Raw genomic sequence first — 15300 nt, 5'->3', positions numbered from 1 at the left:
CGGGCGGACAGCTACAGCATAGATGCGGCTAATTCGGGTGTCTGCCCGCCAGGAGGATGAACCGACTAGCCGCCGAAGTCGGCTGCGCTTTCGATTCTTTCGGCCAGTCGGGAAGGCATGACGAAATGATCCTTCGAGTAATTGTGCGGAATACGGTCGTACGATTCCTCGCTGCCCGCGGAAGCGAACAGCATCAAATTGCAGATTCTGGCACCGGGGTGCAAAAGGACGGCATGGCGCAGATGGTTGACTATTTCCAGGGTCAGAACCGCGCCGGTCGCGCTGCCGAAGCCGGGGCTGACCTGACCGCAGAGAACCACGCTGACCCCGAGGCGGGCGTAGTCGCTGGTGCCGTCGACGAGTCCCGCCAAAAGGCTCGAAAGCCCGATGCGTTCCATGGTCGGAGCGAGGACGACCTCGCCGGGCTCCACTCGTAGCCGGCCTTGTTCGTCCAGAGCCTTCGGTACGAGGTCCGGGTACGTCGACCGGTCGGCGATGTCGACCGGGCCGGTGGACACCAGACTGAAGGCTTCTTCGCCCAGCCGCAGGCTGATCGCCGCGGGCCGGATCAAGGAGTCGTCGAAGGGTTCGACGGAAAGGTCGCCGTCCTTGTACGCCTTCCTGATCTCCCGGTCGGTGAGGACACCGCGGTCGAATCGCGAGTTCCCGATCCGGATCTCGGTGACCCGGCTCGAGGAAGCCGGCTGGACTGTGGTCATGACGAGGCTCGCTTGTCGAATGCGGCGACGACGGACTTGACGAGAATCCGGAAGTCCTCTTCGGTCAGCTCGCCGTTGGGCTGGTCGTCGGTTTGGTCGGGCAGGCAGTAGACGACGGTTTTCGCCGATCGATGAGGTCCTTGCAGGACCACGGTCGCGGTGAGGCGTTCGTCGATCGGCCGGACGGTGTGCACGACCTCGGTGTCACAAGAGTAGACCTGCCCGCGCCGCGCGTGTGGTGCCCGCAGTTTCCTGAGCCGGGCTTGTCCGTCGGGGCGCAACGCCGCGGGGTCGGCGGGATCCACCCCGTACCAGTAGCGGGTGTGGAGCTCGCCGCCTTCGGTGGTTTCTCCGTACTCGACCATGTGCATGCCTTCGCCGGCGATGATGGTCGAGGCGAACTCCCAGCGGTGGCTGTGCGGATTGGACTCGCCGCGGGACGGTTCGACGGATTCCGGCCAGACGTGGAGCCGGATCCGGAAATCCGCGGAAGCGTGCAGCACCATCTTGGCGAATCCGTTGGGGTGCCAATAGGAGCGCTTCGCGGCCTCCCGCACGGATTCCTCGTTCCGGAGAATCGATTCCAGCCAGGCGAGGAAGGTGCCGGGGTCGTCCTGGACGCGGTGTGCCGCGCTGCTGAGCCACGGCAGGTCCACGACGCCGTCACCGGGCCGCGAATCCGTGATGCCACGGAGGAAAGCGTGCACCCCGGCCGGATCGGCGGGAGCGGACGCTGGTGGAGTGTCGGTCATTGAGTCGTACCTGGAGTTCCTGGAGGGCTGAGCGGGGGCGCGGCGACGGCGAGCGCGGCCGCGCGAAGGGAAGTGACGGCGTCCAGTGTCTGCCAAATGGGCACGTCACCGCTTCCCCAGGCCCACAGCCCTTGATCGGCCTCGTAGCGCTCCCAGAGGGTTCCGAGCGCGCGATTGAGCCGGGGGAGTGGCACGAAGGGAGCGGTGGCCAGGGCTTGGACGACCCAGGCGGAGGTGAAGTGCCGGATGATGATCCGGGTCGTTCCATCACCGTCGGGACGAGGCTTTTCGAGATCCTCGGCCACGCCGTCATCGGAGTGGGGGTGGTCGATGAGCCATTGTGTGGCTTCGTCGACCGCCTTCCGGACGTCGTCGCGATCATCGCGCGTCCGCAGTACATCGCGTAGCACCACCACCGCCCGTGCGGTGTGCGCCACGGATGGCTCAGGTGCCACGAGTCCGGCTTCTTTTTTCTCCGGCCACAGCCGGATGTCGCCGAAATCGAGCCTCGTGGCCAGGAGATCGTCGATCAGCCGGCTGGTCAGCCGGGCGTCGGGTCGCATCCGGACCGCTGTCTGCAGCGTCGTCGCCAGCAGATAAGGGCGGGTGTTGCTGAACGGGTCCAGCGAATGTTCCAGGAGTTCCAGGCCATCGTCGACGGAAAGCGTGGTGCCCGCGCGGAACAGCGCGTCCAGAACGGCCGCGGTCGTCTCGGGCCAGCGGCCTTCCGGCTGACCGCGCCAGCCGTACTCGGAGCGCCTCCGGTGCAGGCCTTCGATGAGCGGATGTAGGTCGATGTAGGGGGCGCCTACCAAATGCATCGTGCTGATGCCGTACGCGGTGCTCAGCACTGTCGGAGGGGTTTTCTTCTGCAGATTCTGCCGCCAGCCGAGCGGTTTGCCGTCGGCGTCGTGGATCAGGTGCTCGGTGAGTTTGGCCCCGACGGTGTGGAAGACCTGCAGCAGCGAACCGGAGGTGTCGACGACGCCCGCGTCGCCGGCCGCCGGCGGCGTGTGGTCCTGGGGTGACCGGGCCTTCTCCACCAGCGCGAACAGCGCGTTCGCGGCGCGGAAGTGGTCGTCGAGCTGGCGGGCGTTGTGTGCCGACGGCAGGTACTTGCCGGTCTCCCATTGGGTCAGGTTCGCCCTGGTGACACCGATGATCCGGGCGGTCTCCGCCTGCGTTTCGCTCGTGGCCTTGCGCAGCCGTCGCAGCTCACGGCCGACATCCGACGCGGTAACGGTTTCCGCATCAGGGCTTACCGGCCGGTCGCCGGTCGATGTAGGCTTCATGTAGGCACTAGACACGGGCTTACCTACCTCGGGTAGGCAATGTAGGGCGGTGACTGAACGTGCACACAACGGCGAGAGTACAGCAAGCGAATCGGACCGTGCTGGCGCGTCGGTCAACGTCGTGTCACAACGTGCGAAAGTCCGCTGCGGGCCCTGTTCTGCCAGGTCCGGGCGTGCGCGACCCGCCAGGAGGCCAGGGCCGGTGCGACCCGGGCGCGACCGGAAGCCGGATGCTGTCAGCCATCTGATCGTGACGCTGCGCATCCGATCCGGTTCGAGTCGTCTGCGGGCCACACGAATGCCTGAGTAGGCGTCGTGTGTGCCGACCCGAATCCACGTTTGCAGTATCGGGGGTGAACTCCATGTCCCACCACGAGATCCACACGGCAACGCCCCGATCTTGGTTCGACCGACTTCTCGAACGCTTCCACGAATGGCTTTTCGCGACCGAGGAAGACGCCCGCGCGGTCGCGCGGGGCCTGCAGGTGACCCGCGTGCCGGGGAGCAGGCGCCGCGTATACCGCGATCCCCGCTGGGACACCGTGCGCGCGTGCGAACCGTGCGGAGGTACGGGGTGGTGGCCCTACGAGGACGCCGTTTGCCCGGACTGCGCCGGTGACGGCGTCATCCGTTCCATTCCCGCGGCGGCGGTGGCCGCCGAACAGACCGCCGGACGGACAGGAGGAAGGTCATGAGCCGTTGGCAGGAACCCCAGGCGATCGCCGAGCTGGCCAGGGAGATCACCGTGGTCAGGCGGCCCAACCCGGTCGTCGGCCTCTATCACTGGCGCTACGAGATCGGTGCGCTGCTCGTCGTCCCGTACGCGTTGTTCACCCTTTTCCAGGCGGTCGGCCCGCTCTGGGCGGCGGTCGTGCTGTTCTGTGTCGCGAACTGGCTGTTCTACTGGAAAGCGGCGCGGCGATTCCTCCGCGACCGGCTCCGTTCGGTCGTCGTGCAGCACCGGCTGCGGACCGGGTTCGCCCGGGCGCGGGTGTGCACGCTCGACGGCAAGCTGCCGGTGATCCTGTGGACCAAACCGCAGGGTGACGAGGTCGAGGTCACCGTGTTCTGTCCCGCGGGGGTCGGTTACGAGCGCATCGAGCAGCAGCGGGCCCTTCTGGCCGCGGCGTGCTTCGCCACCGACGTCCACGTGTACCGCCATCACAAGCGTGCCAACGTGGTGCACCTTTCGGTCTGCACCGCGCGCTTGCGCAAGGACGTCGACGACGACGAGGTCACGCCCGCTCTGCCGCCCGCGCGACGATATGCCGGGCAAACGGACGATGTCGCCATTCCCCTTCCGGGGCACGTCGCAGGAATTCCTCGCGTAGCGCGGCGATGAACCCTTCACCGCGCATGCTCGCCAGTGGCCGCATCGGCCCGGACCGGGTGTGCGCGGTGAAGAACGTGTCCGCGTCGGGGTGGACCATCGGGAACGACAACGGCTCGTCCCGTTCGAGCACGGCGTCCTTCAGCGCCGGCACGAGCCGTTCTTCCCAGGAGCGGTCCCCGGCCGGGACGCGTTCCCGCAGGACGTCGGACAGCACCGTGAACGGCCCGCCCGGTTCGGTGCTGTGCGGCCAGTAGACGACCGACAGCAGGCCGCCCGGGCGTAGCGCGGCAGCCCAGGAACCGAGCGCGGTATCGGGCTCGGGCAGTTGCTGGAGCCCGAAGACCGAGACGATCGCGGCGGCGGACGCTGGCTCCAGCTCCGAGGCGTCGCCCTCGACGACACGCACGAGCGAGTTGCCCGCTGCCCGCTTCCGCGCCCTGGCGGCCATGCCCGCGGACAGGTCGACGCCGACGATCTCGCGGCCGGGCAGTCGCGCGGTGAGCGCGGCGAGCTCGGGGAAGGTCCCGCAGCAGGGGACGAGGACGGGGCCGTCGGGCAGGTCCGAGGGAAGGGCGCGCACCGCCGCGGCGACCCACGGCGCGAACCGGGGGACGTAGTAGGTCTCGTACCCGTCGGCGGCTTCGTCCCAGCCCCGGGCGATCCGGGCCAGGTGTTCGGCGGTCAGGACGCGACCCGCAGCGCCTCGGCCTCTTCCGTGACCGGGGCCGCCGCCCGGGACGGGATGAGCAGCGACGCGAGCGCGATCAGCCCGGTCAGCGCCATCGCACGTTCGACCAGCCCCAGCGGGATCGCCTGCCACCAGGGCCTGCCGCCGTTCATCGACACCACGATCGCCCCGAGGATCACGCCGAACCAGGCCAAAGCGGCCACCGCGAGCACCCTTGTCACCGCGCGGCGGGCGGGGGAGGTCGAGAAGACGGCTTTCGCGGCGAACCACACGGCCAGCGGCAGGCAGACGAAGGCCACGACGCTCGCGATCCGGTGCACCGTGCCGCCGGCGCTCGGCCCGATCGCCCAGTTGTTCTTGGGGAACGCCACGATCACCACCAGGCTCACCGTCCAGAGCGCGCAGAAGACCGACGCCGTGGACAGCGCGGGCAGGTGCTTGCGGCGGATCAGCGCCCCGAAGCCGATCGCCGAACCGAACGCGACCAGCAGGACCGCGACGTCGAAGATCCACTTGTTCTCGCTCAGCGCGTACTCGCTGATGGTGCGCCGCACCGGGCTGATGTCGCTGGTGGCGGGGAGGACCTGCAGCAGCAGGATCAGCAGCGCTCCGCCGGCGACCGAGACCACGGCGGCCAGCAGGGCCAGCGGGGACCTGGCGGTGACCTGGGACGTCGTCATGGTGGAACGGTAACCGCCCAACCTGAAGGTTTTCTTAGGCTTTCCTGTCGGAATCGACAGGAAAGTCCCATTCTCGGGTACCCGCGGTGGTGATCGTTCCTGCACGTTCGGTGAGATCATTGGGCCGAAAGGGGTGCAGGCGACTTGTGGCGGGTCCCTCGGACGGGTTCCCGGGTCTAGTGTCTCGCTACCGGTGACCTCACCCGGTCACCGGACTGTCCAAGGAGGTCAGTCTGTGGGGTATTCACCAAACCGGCGAAGAGCGGGATGGACGGCGGCGACACTGGTGCTCGCCGGCACCTTCGTGGCCCTTCCGTCGGCCACGACGGCGGGGGCCGCGGACAACGTGGTGCGCGCCAATCAGGCCGTGGCGCGGTCCTGTTTCGCCGCGTTGCAGAAGCCGGGCACGTCCGGCACCGACCGCCGTGAGTTCACGTCCACAGTAGACGGTCTGTTGCAGGCGAGGCTCGCACCTCGCGGCGGCGCCGAGGGCGACTGGGACCTGGCGGTTTTCGATCAGGCGACCGGCGCCGTGGTCGCCGCGTCCGCCGCGTTGCGCAGTCACGAACTCGCCGAAGGCTTCGTGAAGAAGGGCCAGAAGCTGGTCGTGCAGACCTGCCGGTACGACGGGCAGACGCGCGACGCGGTACTGGGGGTCGACTTCCTCGCGCTCACGCCGCAGGGGACCCCGACCGGCGCCGCGCCCGCGCCGCAGCGCGCCGAACTGGTCCGGGTCGAAACCCCGGCCAAGAAGGACAAGGACAAACTCCTCCGGCTCGGGCTGGACGTCACCGAGAAGGCCGACGCGACCGGGGTCGAGGTCGTCCTCGCCAACGACGCGGACCGCAAGACGCTGGCGGACAACGGCTTCAAGTCGAAGGTGGTCGACGCCGACCTTTCGGCCAGGTCGATCCAGAACGCCAAGACCGACCGCGAGTACGCCGCGAAGACGCCGGGTTCCACCCTGCCGTCCGGGCGCACGAGCTACCGGCACCTCTACGACTACCAGTTCGAGGTCAAGGAACTGGCCCGCAAGAACCCCAAGCTCGCCACGGCGTTCACGCTGCCGCAGCCGACCTGGGAAGGCCGTGACGTCGTCGGTCTCGAGATCGCGACCGACGTCAAGAACATCGCGGACGGCAAACCCGTCAACTTCACCATGGGCGTGCACCACGCCCGGGAGTGGCCGGCGGGCGAGCACGCCATGGAATGGGCCCACGAACTCGTCAAGGGTTACACCGGGAACAACTCCGAAATCCGCGTTCTGGTCGGCCGGACGCGCAACATCATCGTGCCGATCGTCAACCCCGACGGCTTCGAGATCTCCCGTGAGGCCGAGCCCAAGGGCGACTTCTCGCGCTTCGACTACGAGATGAAGCGCAAGAACTGCAACGTCAACGACTCGCCGAAGGAATTCGCGACCGGCGTCTGCAAGGCCAACCCCGGCGGCCGTGAACGCGGCACCGACCCGAACCGCAACTACGCGGGCTTCTGGGGCGGCGCCGGCGCGTCGACCCTGTGGCGCAGCGACACGTTCCGCGGCTCCGGCCCGTTCTCCGAGCCGGAGACGCAGAACATCCGCTCGATCGTGTCCAACCGCCAGGTGACCAACCTGATCACGCTGCACACCTTCTCGAACCTGGTGCTGCGTGTCCCGGGTGTCGCCGCCGTCCGCCCGCCGCTCGACGAGCCGGCGTACAAGGCGCTCGGCGACAAGATGGCCACGCGCAACGGCTACACCAGCCAGCCGTCGTGGGCGCTCTACGACACGACCGGTTCGACCGAGGACTGGTCGTACTGGGCCACCGGTGGCTGGGGCTTCACCTTCGAGATCGGCAACACCGAGTTCCACCCGCCGTTCCAGGCCGGTGTCGTCGCCGAGTACACCGGCGTCGCTCCCGCCGCCGGTGCGGGCAAGGGCGGTAACCGTGCGGCCTTCATCGACATGCTGGCCAACGCCGCCGACCCGGCGGCGCATTCGACGCTGATCGGCTCGGCGCCGAAGGGCTACCAGCTGAAGCTGCACAAGACCTTCCAGACGCCGACCGCCCCGGTGGTGCAGCCCGACGGCTCGACGAAGCCGCCGATCTACGTCACCGACGACCTGAACTCGTCGCTGTCCTCGACCGGTGGCCGGTTCGCGTGGTCGGTCAACCCGTCGACCCGTCCCTACGTCGCGGGCCGCTACGGCCGCGAGCCGCAGGGCCCGGCGCAGGCCAACATCGCGGTGACCAACCCGGCGGGCGTGCCCGCGGCGAACACGAACTACCCGACCGACCCGACGTCGGAGAGCTTCACGTTCCACGTCGACGGGCTGCCGAAGGTGGACAACGGGAAGTTCAGCGTCGACGTCAAGTGGGCCAGCCAGGACACCGACTGGGACCTGTACGTCTTCGACTCCGCGGGCAACATGGTGTCGTCGTCGGCGAACGGCGGGACCACGGAAGAGCACGCGATCCTGTACGACCCGCCCGCCGGGGACTACCGGGCCGTGCTGGTCAACTACGCGCAGGCGAATCCGTCCACTGTGGACGACTGGACCGGCGGTGTGTCGTTCCAGTCGCCGATCCCGCCGACCTACGGCCCCAAGGAGGCGTACCAGCTGACCTGTACGTCGCCGAAGGGCAAGCTCGTCGGGCTCGCGGACGTCTACATCGACCGCGGCCAGACGGTCGACGTCGGTGAGGTCTGCACCCGGTCCGCGCGTGCCAACAAGGAGCGCTCGGTCCGGTAAGCGCTTTTCCCGTGAAGGCCCCCTTCCCTCGGCTGAGTCGAGGGAAGGGGGCCTTCACGCGCGGACCTGTACGCATTTCGTCCTCTGAATGCGGTAGTTGGCAACGTGAACTACCGCATTCAGAGGACGAAATGCGGGCTCCTGCGCTCCCGCGTGTCTCAGCCGCTGCCGACCACCCGGTCCCGCACCACCCGCATCGTCGCCGAGTCCACAGTGGACGGCTCGGCCGCCAGCCATCCGCCGATCTCGTGCAGGAACTGCTCCGGCGTCATCGGCGGCGCGGGGGAGGGATCGCCGGGGTCCGTGGTGATCTCACCGGTCCGGCTCGGGTACACGATCATCGCCCCGCGCAGCGCGACCCCCGGCAGGATCCGCCGGTACTCGGCGAGGCTTTCCTCCAGCCTGCTCCCGCCGCCGCGGAAGGCGCGGCCGTTGCGCAGCAGGCGGTCGTCGTCCCCGGTTTCGTAGTGTCCCGGCAGCCACAGCTTCGATTCGATGAGCACGAGCCGCTTCCCGCACAGCACCGCGTGGTCGACGTCGGCGAACACCGAGTCCGGCCACGAGAGGCCGTGGAAGATCCGCGCACCGGGCAGCCGGGTGAGATAACGCTCCAGCAGGTCGGCGGTGAGCCGCTCGGCGAGCTCGTCGGTCTCGGTGCCAGGGGTGCCGAACACGCGTTTCCCGCCGAATTCGGCGGCGAACCGGTTCTTGGCGCGGGACGCGGCGAGGTAGCCGCGCGCGAGCCGTTGCACCAGGAGGGCCGTCCCGGCGGTCAGGATCAACCAGATGATCAGCGTGGGCGCCGAGAAGCCGACACCGGTCAGCACCGGCAGCAGGACCAGCACCATCCCGCCGACCGCCGCCACGACCGGGGTGTGCCCGGGGCCGCGCCGCCGTCCGTGGCGCACGCGCCCGTCCTGCGCGGCGAATTCCCACCATTCGAGGTCTTCCGGGTCGATCACGACCGGCTCGGGCTCGTAGCCCGGTTCCTCGCCGAAGCGGCGTCTCGGCCGCGGCCGGATCGGCACGCGCACGGAGCGCCCGCCCGCGTCGTAGCCCGCACGCCGCATCGGATCGCTGAGCGTGTCGTAGGCCTCGCGGACCAGCTGGAACGTGAGCGCGGAGCCCCCGGTGTCCGGGTGGTGCGACTTCGCCAGCCGCCGGTACGCGGTCTTGATCTCGGTGTCCGAGGCGGCCTTGCCCACGCCGAGCACTTCGTAGTAGTCGACTTCGGGCACGGGCGGTTCACCTCCAAAGGGCCGGGCCGCAACACTATTCGGCCGCCGCCGGGCATCCGCAACCACCTCCGCGGCGCGTCGGGGTGACGCCGCGGGCATACTGTTTCGCTTGTGGCGGAACGAGGTCCGCCTCCGGTGCGTCGTGGATATCGTGGAGATCGACAGCGTAGGAGGAAGGACCGCGGTGGAAGAACCGGTCACGGGCACGGCCGCGGGGGTGCCGTTCACCGTCTTGCCGCCATCGGCCGAGGTCAGCGGCTCCGCGCCGGTGGTCGTCGCTTGGCACATGATCGACGCCCCGCGTTCCGACGCCGCCTTCGCGGCCGCGTTGCCGCTGGCGGGGGTGCCGGCGTGGCGCGTGTACCTCGGAATGCCGTTGTGCGGCGCGAGAATGATCGACGGCAGCATGGACGCCATCGTCGAGCGGGCCCAGCGGGACGCGATGCTCGCGTACGTCGACCCGTTCGTCCGGCAGGCGGCGCTGGAATTCCCCGCCGCGCTGGCCGAACTGCGCGAACGGTTCGGCTTCGACACCTCCCGGACGGCCGTCGTCGGCGGTTCCCTCGGCGGTGCCGTGGCGCTGACGATCCTGGCCACCCGGGAGATCCCGGTCCGCGCGGCGGCCCTGGTCAACCCCGCCGTGCGGGCGCGTTCGGTGATCGGCCTGGTGGAGGGCCTGCTGGAACACCCGTATCCCTGGAGCGACGAGTCGGAACAGGCGGCGGATCACCTCGACTTCGTCGCACGATCGGGTGAAATCTCGGCCAGGGAAAAGCAGGTTCCGCTGCTGGTGGTCAGTGGCGAAGAGGATTTCCCCGCGTTCCGCACGGACGCCGACGAACTCGTCGACGCGTTGCGCGGTCGGTACTCCGTGCCCGGCGACCTCCGGTTGACCCGCGTCCCCGGTCTCGCGCACCCGCTGGCCGACGACCCCGGAATCGAGCCTGCGCCGCAACTGCCTGTCGCGAAGCGGGTCGACGAGACGATCACCGAATGGCTGGTGGAGCACCTGGGCTAGCAACCGGGCGGTGGCACCGACCGGGCGGGACCGAATTCCAGCCGGAGTTTCTCGGTCTTCGGAATCACGAACGCGACACCGGTGCCCGCCCGCCAGCCCGCCGGTACGAAGACGTACTGCCCGCCGGACTGCAGCAGCAGTTTCAGTCCGGTGTAGCGGTATTTGTAGGCGGCGTCGGGATCCGCGCATTTCACCTGGAGGACGCCGCCGTCGGTGAGGTTGAGGCTTTCGGCGCTGTAGAGCGTCGCGGCGGGCCGCGCCGGGAGCTGCGCCGCGGTCTCGTAACCGCGCCGCGTGCCGACGGCCGCCGAATAGTCGCTGACGGCCCAGAACAGCCCGATGCTGACCAGCGCGTAGCCCAGGACGAGTTCCAGCAGACTCGAGCGCAGCGCCGAAGCCCAGTGGCGCCAGGCGAACAGCAGCATCAGCACACCGGCTCCGAAGCCGAGGCCCGGCAGGCCGGGGCGGTCGCGGAACGGCTCCGGATTCAGCGCGACGAGCACGGTCGCGATGACCAGTAGAGCGCCCAGCCCGGCCGCGACCGGCGCGCAGATCCGCAGCAGCCGGGTCCACGCGCCCTCGGAGAGACGCAACCGCAGGATCCGGACGGCGATCACGAACCCGAGTACCGTCCCCGCGGTACCTGCCAGCGGCAGGTACAGGCCGTCGACACCGCGCGCGAAGATCTCGTCCGGGGTCTGGGCGAGAAGCGTGTAGTGCACGCGGAAGTACGCGAAGAGCACCTGCGTCTGGACGAGCCCGAAGAAGTACAGCAACGCGGTGAGCAGGGTCGTGTTGGCCAGTACGGCGCCGACCAGTTTGAGCGTCTGGGGCGGTCCGGGATCGGGCTCGGCGCCCTTCGGCTCCGGACGGCGCAGGCCGCGCCGGGTCGTCATCCGGACGTGGTCTCGGCGGGCGGTTCACTGGAGGACGCCGGACTCTCCGAGGTCGTGGTCTCTTCGGTGACCTCGGACGCGCACGCCTTGGCCTCGACCGTCACCGTCCCGCCGGGTTTGACCGGCGACAGCGTGATGCTCGCGGTGCAGTCGCCCGAACCGGTGATCACGACCCGCACCCCGCACAGCTTCGGTCCGCAGACCTTCCGGATGTCGCCCTCGATATCCGACTTGGCGGTCTCCGGCGCGGCGCCGAGGCGGGTGTGGTCGTAGATGATCGGGCTGCCGGGTACTCCGGGCCGGTCCGGATCGTCGGTGCGACCGCCGTTCCCGCCGGACGAGGCGGACGAGGTCGGACCGGCCGACGCCGTCGGGGCGATTTCCGTGGTCACCCCGACGCCGGTCTGGTCGGAGGGCGCGGTGTCACGGGGGGTGGACGTTCCTCCGCATGCCGTCGCGAAGCCGAGAGCGGCGATCGCCATCGCCGCGCTGAACAGCCGTTTCATGGACCTCACCGTCCTTGGGAAGACATCCCTTCTTGCTAAGGACGCGAAACGATGACTCCCTGATACGTAACGATTTGGTCCGTTCGGGGGTATTCCGGGGGATTCCGCCCTTTCGGGCAATTCCGGGTGGACCGGAGCACGACAACTTTGCGGACCGGCCTTCCGACACGCCCGAAATTATGTTAAGAAACTTTACTAACTAACAGGGAGGCGCGTTTTGAGTTCATCCCCGCGGCCGGGGCTCGAGCGGAAGATCGGGCCGCTCCAGGCGACCGCCATCAACATGACCCAGATGTGCGGGATCGGCCCGTTCGTCACCATCCCCGCGATGGTGGTGACCCTCGGCGGCCCGCAGGCCATGTTCGGCTGGCTCATCGGCGCGCTCATCGCGCTGGCCGACGGCCTGATCTGGGCCGAGCTCGGCGCCGCCCTCCCTGGCGCCGGCGGCACCTACGTCTACCTGCGCGAAGCGTTCGGCTTCCGGACCGGCAGGCTCATGCCGTTCCTGTTCGCCTGGAGCGCGGTGCTGTTCATCCCGCTGATCATGTCCACCGGCATCATCGGTCTCGTCCAGTACCTCGGGTACCTGATCCCCGGGGTCGCCGACGACGGCGGGACGACCACGCTCGGCAAGCTCATCGGGCTCGGCGTCATCGCCCTGATCGTGCTGGCGCTGTTCCGCAGGATCGGCGAGATCGGGAAGCTGACCACCGTCCTGTTCGCGATCATGCTGTTCGCCGCGCTCTCGGTGATCGTCGCGGCCTTCACGCATTTCGACGGCGCGCAAGCGTTCGCCTTCACGCCGGGCGCGTTCTCGTTCGGCGGCGGCGCGTTCTGGGCCGGGCTCGGCGCGGGCCTGATCATCGCCATCTACGACTACCTCGGCTACAACACCAGCGCCTACCTCGGCGGCGAGGTGCGTGACCCGGGCCGGACGCTGCCGCGGTCGATCATCTTCTCGATCCTCGGCATCATGAGCCTGTACTTCCTGCTGCAGCTCGGCGTGCTCGGCTCGATCCCGCTGGAGGAGCTGAAGACCGCCACGTCGGTCGCCTCCACCGTGCTGGAACAGGCGTGGGGCACGGGCACGGCCAAGGTCATCACCGTGTTCATCGTGATCGCCGCGGTCGGTTCGGTGTTCGCCGGTCTGCTCGGCGGCTCGCGGGTCCCGTTCGAGGCCGCGCGCGACAAGGTGTTCCTCCCGGTGTTCGCGAAACTGCACCCGAAGCTCAACCTGCCGACGGCCGGTGTCCTGACGATGGGCGCCATCACCGCGATCGGCTCGCTGTTCACGCTGACCGCGGTGATCAACGCGGCGGTGACGGTGCTCGTGCTGATCCAGTCGCTCGCCCAGGTCGCGGCGATCGTGGTGCTGCGGCGACGGCGGCCCGAACTGGACCGGCCGTACCGCCAATGGCTGTACCCGATCCCGACGATCATCGCGCTGCTCGGCTGGGTCTACATCTACTTCTCCGCCACCTGGCTCTCGATCGGGCTTTCGGTGGGGTGGATCGCGCTCGGCGTGGCGGCGTTCGCCGCCTACGCCAAGGCGGAGCGCGTATGGCCGTTCGGGCCCAAGGGAATTCAGGAATCGTTCGCGGGGGCGACAGAGGGGAACGGGAAGTGACGGGGGAAGAACTGATCCTGGGGATCGACTTCGGCGGGACGAAGGTCGCGATCGGGCTGGCGGACAAGGCCGGGAGCCTGCTGGTCACCCGGCGGCTCGACACCGACGCGCAGGCGGGCGCCGAGCAGGTGGTGAGCCGTGCGCTCGCCGCCGCGCGGAAACTGCTCGCCGACGAAGGCGCCGCCGACGACCTTGCCGCGATCGGCGTCGTCAGCCCCGGCATCGTGCTGGAGGACCGCATCCTGCTGGCACCCAACGTGCCGGGCTGGGAGGAACTGCGGCTGCGTGAACTCGTCGCCGACGAGTTCGGCGGCGTCGGAATCGAGGTGGGCACCGACGCCAAGGCGGCGGCGCTCGCGGAATGGCGATGGGGGGCGCTGGCGGACACCGATCCGGCGGTGTTCCTCTCACTGGGGACCGGGATCGCCGCTGCGGTCCTGGTCGGCGGCCGGCTGCTGGCCGGCGCGAATGGCGCTGCGGGAGAGATCGGGTACAACCTCCTCTCACCGCAGGACACCGACGGGTTCGCCAGCGGAGCGGCGCCGCTGGAGGAGGCCGTCGGTGGGCGTGGGCTGGGCGGCCGGGCGAGTGTGCTGCTCGGCCGCCCGGTAACCGCGGGCGAGTTGTTCGGCCTCGCCAGGGAAGACGCCCGGGCCAAGGACCTGGTGGGCTCGGCGCTCGACGAACTGTCGATGCACGTCGCGAACCTCGCGATCGCGCTCGACCCGCAGCGCATCGCCGTCGGCGGGGGACTGGTGCGCTCGGCCGACATCCTGCTGCCCGCGCTGCGTGAGCGGCTGGCCAGGGCGGTGCCGTTTCCGCCCGAACTGGTGTCGGCGAAATTCGACCAGGACGCGTCCCTGCTGGGCGCGATCGCGATCGCGCTGGACGCGTAGCGAGTCGGGTGGCGAGCTATGCGCTGACCGGTGCACCGCTCACGACCCCTTGCCCGTTTGCGGTACATGAAGGCCCCCTTGCTTGCGCTAGGCGCAAGGAAGGGGGCCTTCATGTACTTGGGTCGTGGTGAAGGTCGAGTTTCCTCGGCTGAGCCGCGTGAAGGGGGCCTTCACGGACCCTGGCCCGCGATCGCGAGACCTGCCAGGACGGCCGCGCTGGACGCTTAGCGAGATCACAGACCGAAGCCGCCGGGCGTTCGCTAGATCCGATCTAGCGAACGCCCGGCGGCTTTCTCGCGCCCAAGGGGTGAGGCGAGAGGAGGTCGGTCATGACGGACAGTCCGTTGCGGGTCGCGGTGATCATCGGCAGCACCCGCGAGGGCCGGGTGGGGGACGCCGTCGGCAAGTGGTTCACCGGCCGCGCGGAAGCCCGGGACGACCTCGTCGTCGAGCTTCTCGACCTGATCGACTTCGAGCTGCCCGCCGGGCTGCCGGAGCAGCCGACACCTGCCATGAAGCGGTTCGCGAGGCTGGTCGACGAGGCGGAGGCGTTCGTCGTCGTCACCCCCGAGTACAACCGCAGTTTCCCGGCGTCGCTCAAACAAGCCATCGACTGCGCCTACGACGAGTGGCGCGCGAAGCCGATCGGGTTCGTCTCCTACGGCTACCGGTCCCAGGGCCTCTACGCCGTCGAGCAGCTGCGCTCGATCTTCACCGAGCTGCACACGGTGACGATGCGGGACACCGTCGCCTTCAACCTCCTGGACGGCACCTTCGCCCGTGACGGCACCCCCGTCGACACCGACGGCCAAGGACAGGCCGTGACCACCCTGCTCGACGAGCTCGTCTGGTGGGGCCTCGCCCTGCGCGATGCGCGCGCCGCGCGCCCCTATGTCTGCTGAAAACTTCTGAAAGGAAAAG

General features: G+C 69.0%; 15 protein-coding genes. 7 read left to right on the top strand and 8 right to left on the bottom strand.

What is annotated here, in order from left to right; genetic code table 11:
* Window positions 1-65: 65 nt before the first annotated feature.
* Genes IE302_RS08875 through IE302_RS08865 form a run of 3 tightly spaced genes read right to left on the bottom strand, consistent with a single transcriptional unit; the run spans window position 66 to window position 2763 of the window.
* Window positions 66-719 carry a dCTP deaminase gene (locus IE302_RS08875; RefSeq protein WP_191253685.1) on the bottom strand — a complete coding sequence of 218 codons (654 nt, stop codon included), beginning with the start codon at window positions 717-719 and terminating at the stop codon, window positions 66-68.
* Entirely contained in the window at window positions 716-1471 is a 756-nt protein-coding gene (locus IE302_RS08870; protein WP_191253684.1) for a hypothetical protein, read from the bottom strand. Before IE302_RS08870 ends, IE302_RS08875 begins: the two co-directional genes overlap by 4 nt.
* Entirely contained in the window at window positions 1468-2763 is a 1296-nt protein-coding gene (locus IE302_RS08865; protein ID WP_191253683.1) for a helix-turn-helix transcriptional regulator, read from the bottom strand. The genes IE302_RS08870 and IE302_RS08865 overlap by 4 nt, the downstream gene beginning before the upstream one ends.
* Before the next feature lie 362 nt (window positions 2764-3125).
* Between IE302_RS08865 and IE302_RS08860 the strand changes: the two genes are divergently transcribed.
* Entirely contained in the window at window positions 3126-3458 is a 333-nt protein-coding gene (locus IE302_RS08860) for a hypothetical protein (protein WP_191253682.1), read from the top strand.
* A complete protein-coding gene (locus IE302_RS08855; protein ID WP_191253681.1) occupies window positions 3455-4105 on the top strand; it encodes a hypothetical protein in 651 nt (216 codons plus the stop codon). Before IE302_RS08860 ends, IE302_RS08855 begins: the two co-directional genes overlap by 4 nt.
* Here the strand turns inward: IE302_RS08855 and IE302_RS08850 are convergent.
* Together IE302_RS08850 and IE302_RS08845 are read right to left on the bottom strand one after the other, a co-directional pair.
* Window positions 3999-4676, bottom strand: coding sequence for a class I SAM-dependent methyltransferase (locus tag IE302_RS08850; protein ID WP_229907683.1), 678 nt, complete (start codon window positions 4674-4676; stop codon window positions 3999-4001). The two genes, IE302_RS08855 and IE302_RS08850, sit on opposite strands and share 107 nt — an antisense overlap.
* A 101-nt stretch (window positions 4677-4777) precedes the next feature.
* Window positions 4778-5464 carry a DUF998 domain-containing protein gene (locus IE302_RS08845; protein ID WP_191253680.1) on the bottom strand — a complete coding sequence of 229 codons (687 nt, stop codon included), beginning with the start codon at window positions 5462-5464 and terminating at the stop codon, window positions 4778-4780.
* Window positions 5465-5699: 235 nt separating this feature from the next.
* Between IE302_RS08845 and IE302_RS08840 the strand changes: the two genes are divergently transcribed.
* Window positions 5700-8198 carry a M14 family zinc carboxypeptidase gene (locus IE302_RS08840; protein ID WP_229907682.1) on the top strand — a complete coding sequence of 833 codons (2499 nt, stop codon included), beginning with the start codon at window positions 5700-5702 and terminating at the stop codon, window positions 8196-8198.
* Between the two features lie 158 nt (window positions 8199-8356).
* Here the strand turns inward: IE302_RS08840 and IE302_RS08835 are convergent, their stop codons facing one another.
* Window positions 8357-9436 (bottom strand): J domain-containing protein, encoded by a 1080-nt coding sequence (locus IE302_RS08835; RefSeq protein WP_191253679.1) that lies wholly within the window; start codon window positions 9434-9436, stop codon window positions 8357-8359.
* Between the two features lie 151 nt (window positions 9437-9587).
* Between IE302_RS08835 and IE302_RS08830 the strand changes: the two genes are divergently transcribed.
* A complete protein-coding gene (locus IE302_RS08830; protein ID WP_191253677.1) occupies window positions 9588-10454 on the top strand; it encodes an alpha/beta hydrolase family protein in 867 nt (288 codons plus the stop codon).
* On the opposite strand, the gene IE302_RS08825 is transcribed toward IE302_RS08830, so the two are convergent.
* A complete protein-coding gene (locus IE302_RS08825) occupies window positions 10451-11350 on the bottom strand; it encodes a hypothetical protein (protein ID WP_191253675.1) in 900 nt (299 codons plus the stop codon). The genes IE302_RS08830 and IE302_RS08825 overlap by 4 nt on opposite strands.
* Window positions 11347-11856 (bottom strand): hypothetical protein, encoded by a 510-nt coding sequence (locus IE302_RS08820; protein ID WP_191253673.1) that lies wholly within the window; start codon window positions 11854-11856, stop codon window positions 11347-11349. Before IE302_RS08820 ends, IE302_RS08825 begins: the two co-directional genes overlap by 4 nt.
* Window positions 11857-12073: 217 nt before the next feature.
* On the opposite strand from IE302_RS08820, the gene IE302_RS08815 reads away from it, so the two are divergent.
* The 3 genes from IE302_RS08815 (at window position 12074) to IE302_RS08805 (ending at window position 15281) form a co-directional block, all read left to right on the top strand.
* Window positions 12074-13483 (top strand): APC family permease, encoded by a 1410-nt coding sequence (locus IE302_RS08815; protein ID WP_191253671.1) that lies wholly within the window; start codon window positions 12074-12076, stop codon window positions 13481-13483.
* Window positions 13480-14379 carry an ROK family protein gene (locus tag IE302_RS08810; RefSeq protein ID WP_191253669.1) on the top strand — a complete coding sequence of 300 codons (900 nt, stop codon included), beginning with the start codon at window positions 13480-13482 and terminating at the stop codon, window positions 14377-14379. Before IE302_RS08815 ends, IE302_RS08810 begins: the two co-directional genes overlap by 4 nt.
* Window positions 14380-14708: 329 nt before the next feature.
* Window positions 14709-15281, top strand: coding sequence for an NADPH-dependent FMN reductase (locus tag IE302_RS08805; protein WP_191253667.1), 573 nt, complete (start codon window positions 14709-14711; stop codon window positions 15279-15281).
* Window positions 15282-15300 lie beyond the last annotated feature (19 nt).

Source organism: Amycolatopsis oliviviridis (assembly GCF_014654365.1).
Classification (GTDB): domain Bacteria; phylum Actinomycetota; class Actinomycetes; order Mycobacteriales; family Pseudonocardiaceae; genus Amycolatopsis; species Amycolatopsis oliviviridis.
Note: the sequence above shows the minus strand (reverse complement) of the source record. Positions and strands in the feature narration are given on the sequence as shown.

Coding starts and splice junctions, on each gene's coding strand:
- IE302_RS08845 (WP_191253680.1), bottom strand. CDS start 5,464: ATGACGACGTCCCAGGTCACCGCCAGGTCCCCGCTGGCCCTGCTGGCC.
- IE302_RS08870 (WP_191253684.1), bottom strand. CDS start 1,471: ATGACCGACACTCCACCAGCGTCCGCTCCCGCCGATCCGGCCGGGGTG.
- IE302_RS08820 (WP_191253673.1), bottom strand. CDS start 11,856: ATGAAACGGCTGTTCAGCGCGGCGATGGCGATCGCCGCTCTCGGCTTC.
- IE302_RS08865 (WP_191253683.1), bottom strand. CDS start 2,763: ATGAAGCCTACATCGACCGGCGACCGGCCGGTAAGCCCTGATGCGGAA.
- IE302_RS08860 (WP_191253682.1), top strand. CDS start 3,126: ATGTCCCACCACGAGATCCACACGGCAACGCCCCGATCTTGGTTCGAC.
- IE302_RS08805 (WP_191253667.1), top strand. CDS start 14,709: ATGACGGACAGTCCGTTGCGGGTCGCGGTGATCATCGGCAGCACCCGC.
- IE302_RS08825 (WP_191253675.1), bottom strand. CDS start 11,350: ATGACGACCCGGCGCGGCCTGCGCCGTCCGGAGCCGAAGGGCGCCGAG.
- IE302_RS08875 (WP_191253685.1), bottom strand. CDS start 719: ATGACCACAGTCCAGCCGGCTTCCTCGAGCCGGGTCACCGAGATCCGG.
- IE302_RS08855 (WP_191253681.1), top strand. CDS start 3,455: ATGAGCCGTTGGCAGGAACCCCAGGCGATCGCCGAGCTGGCCAGGGAG.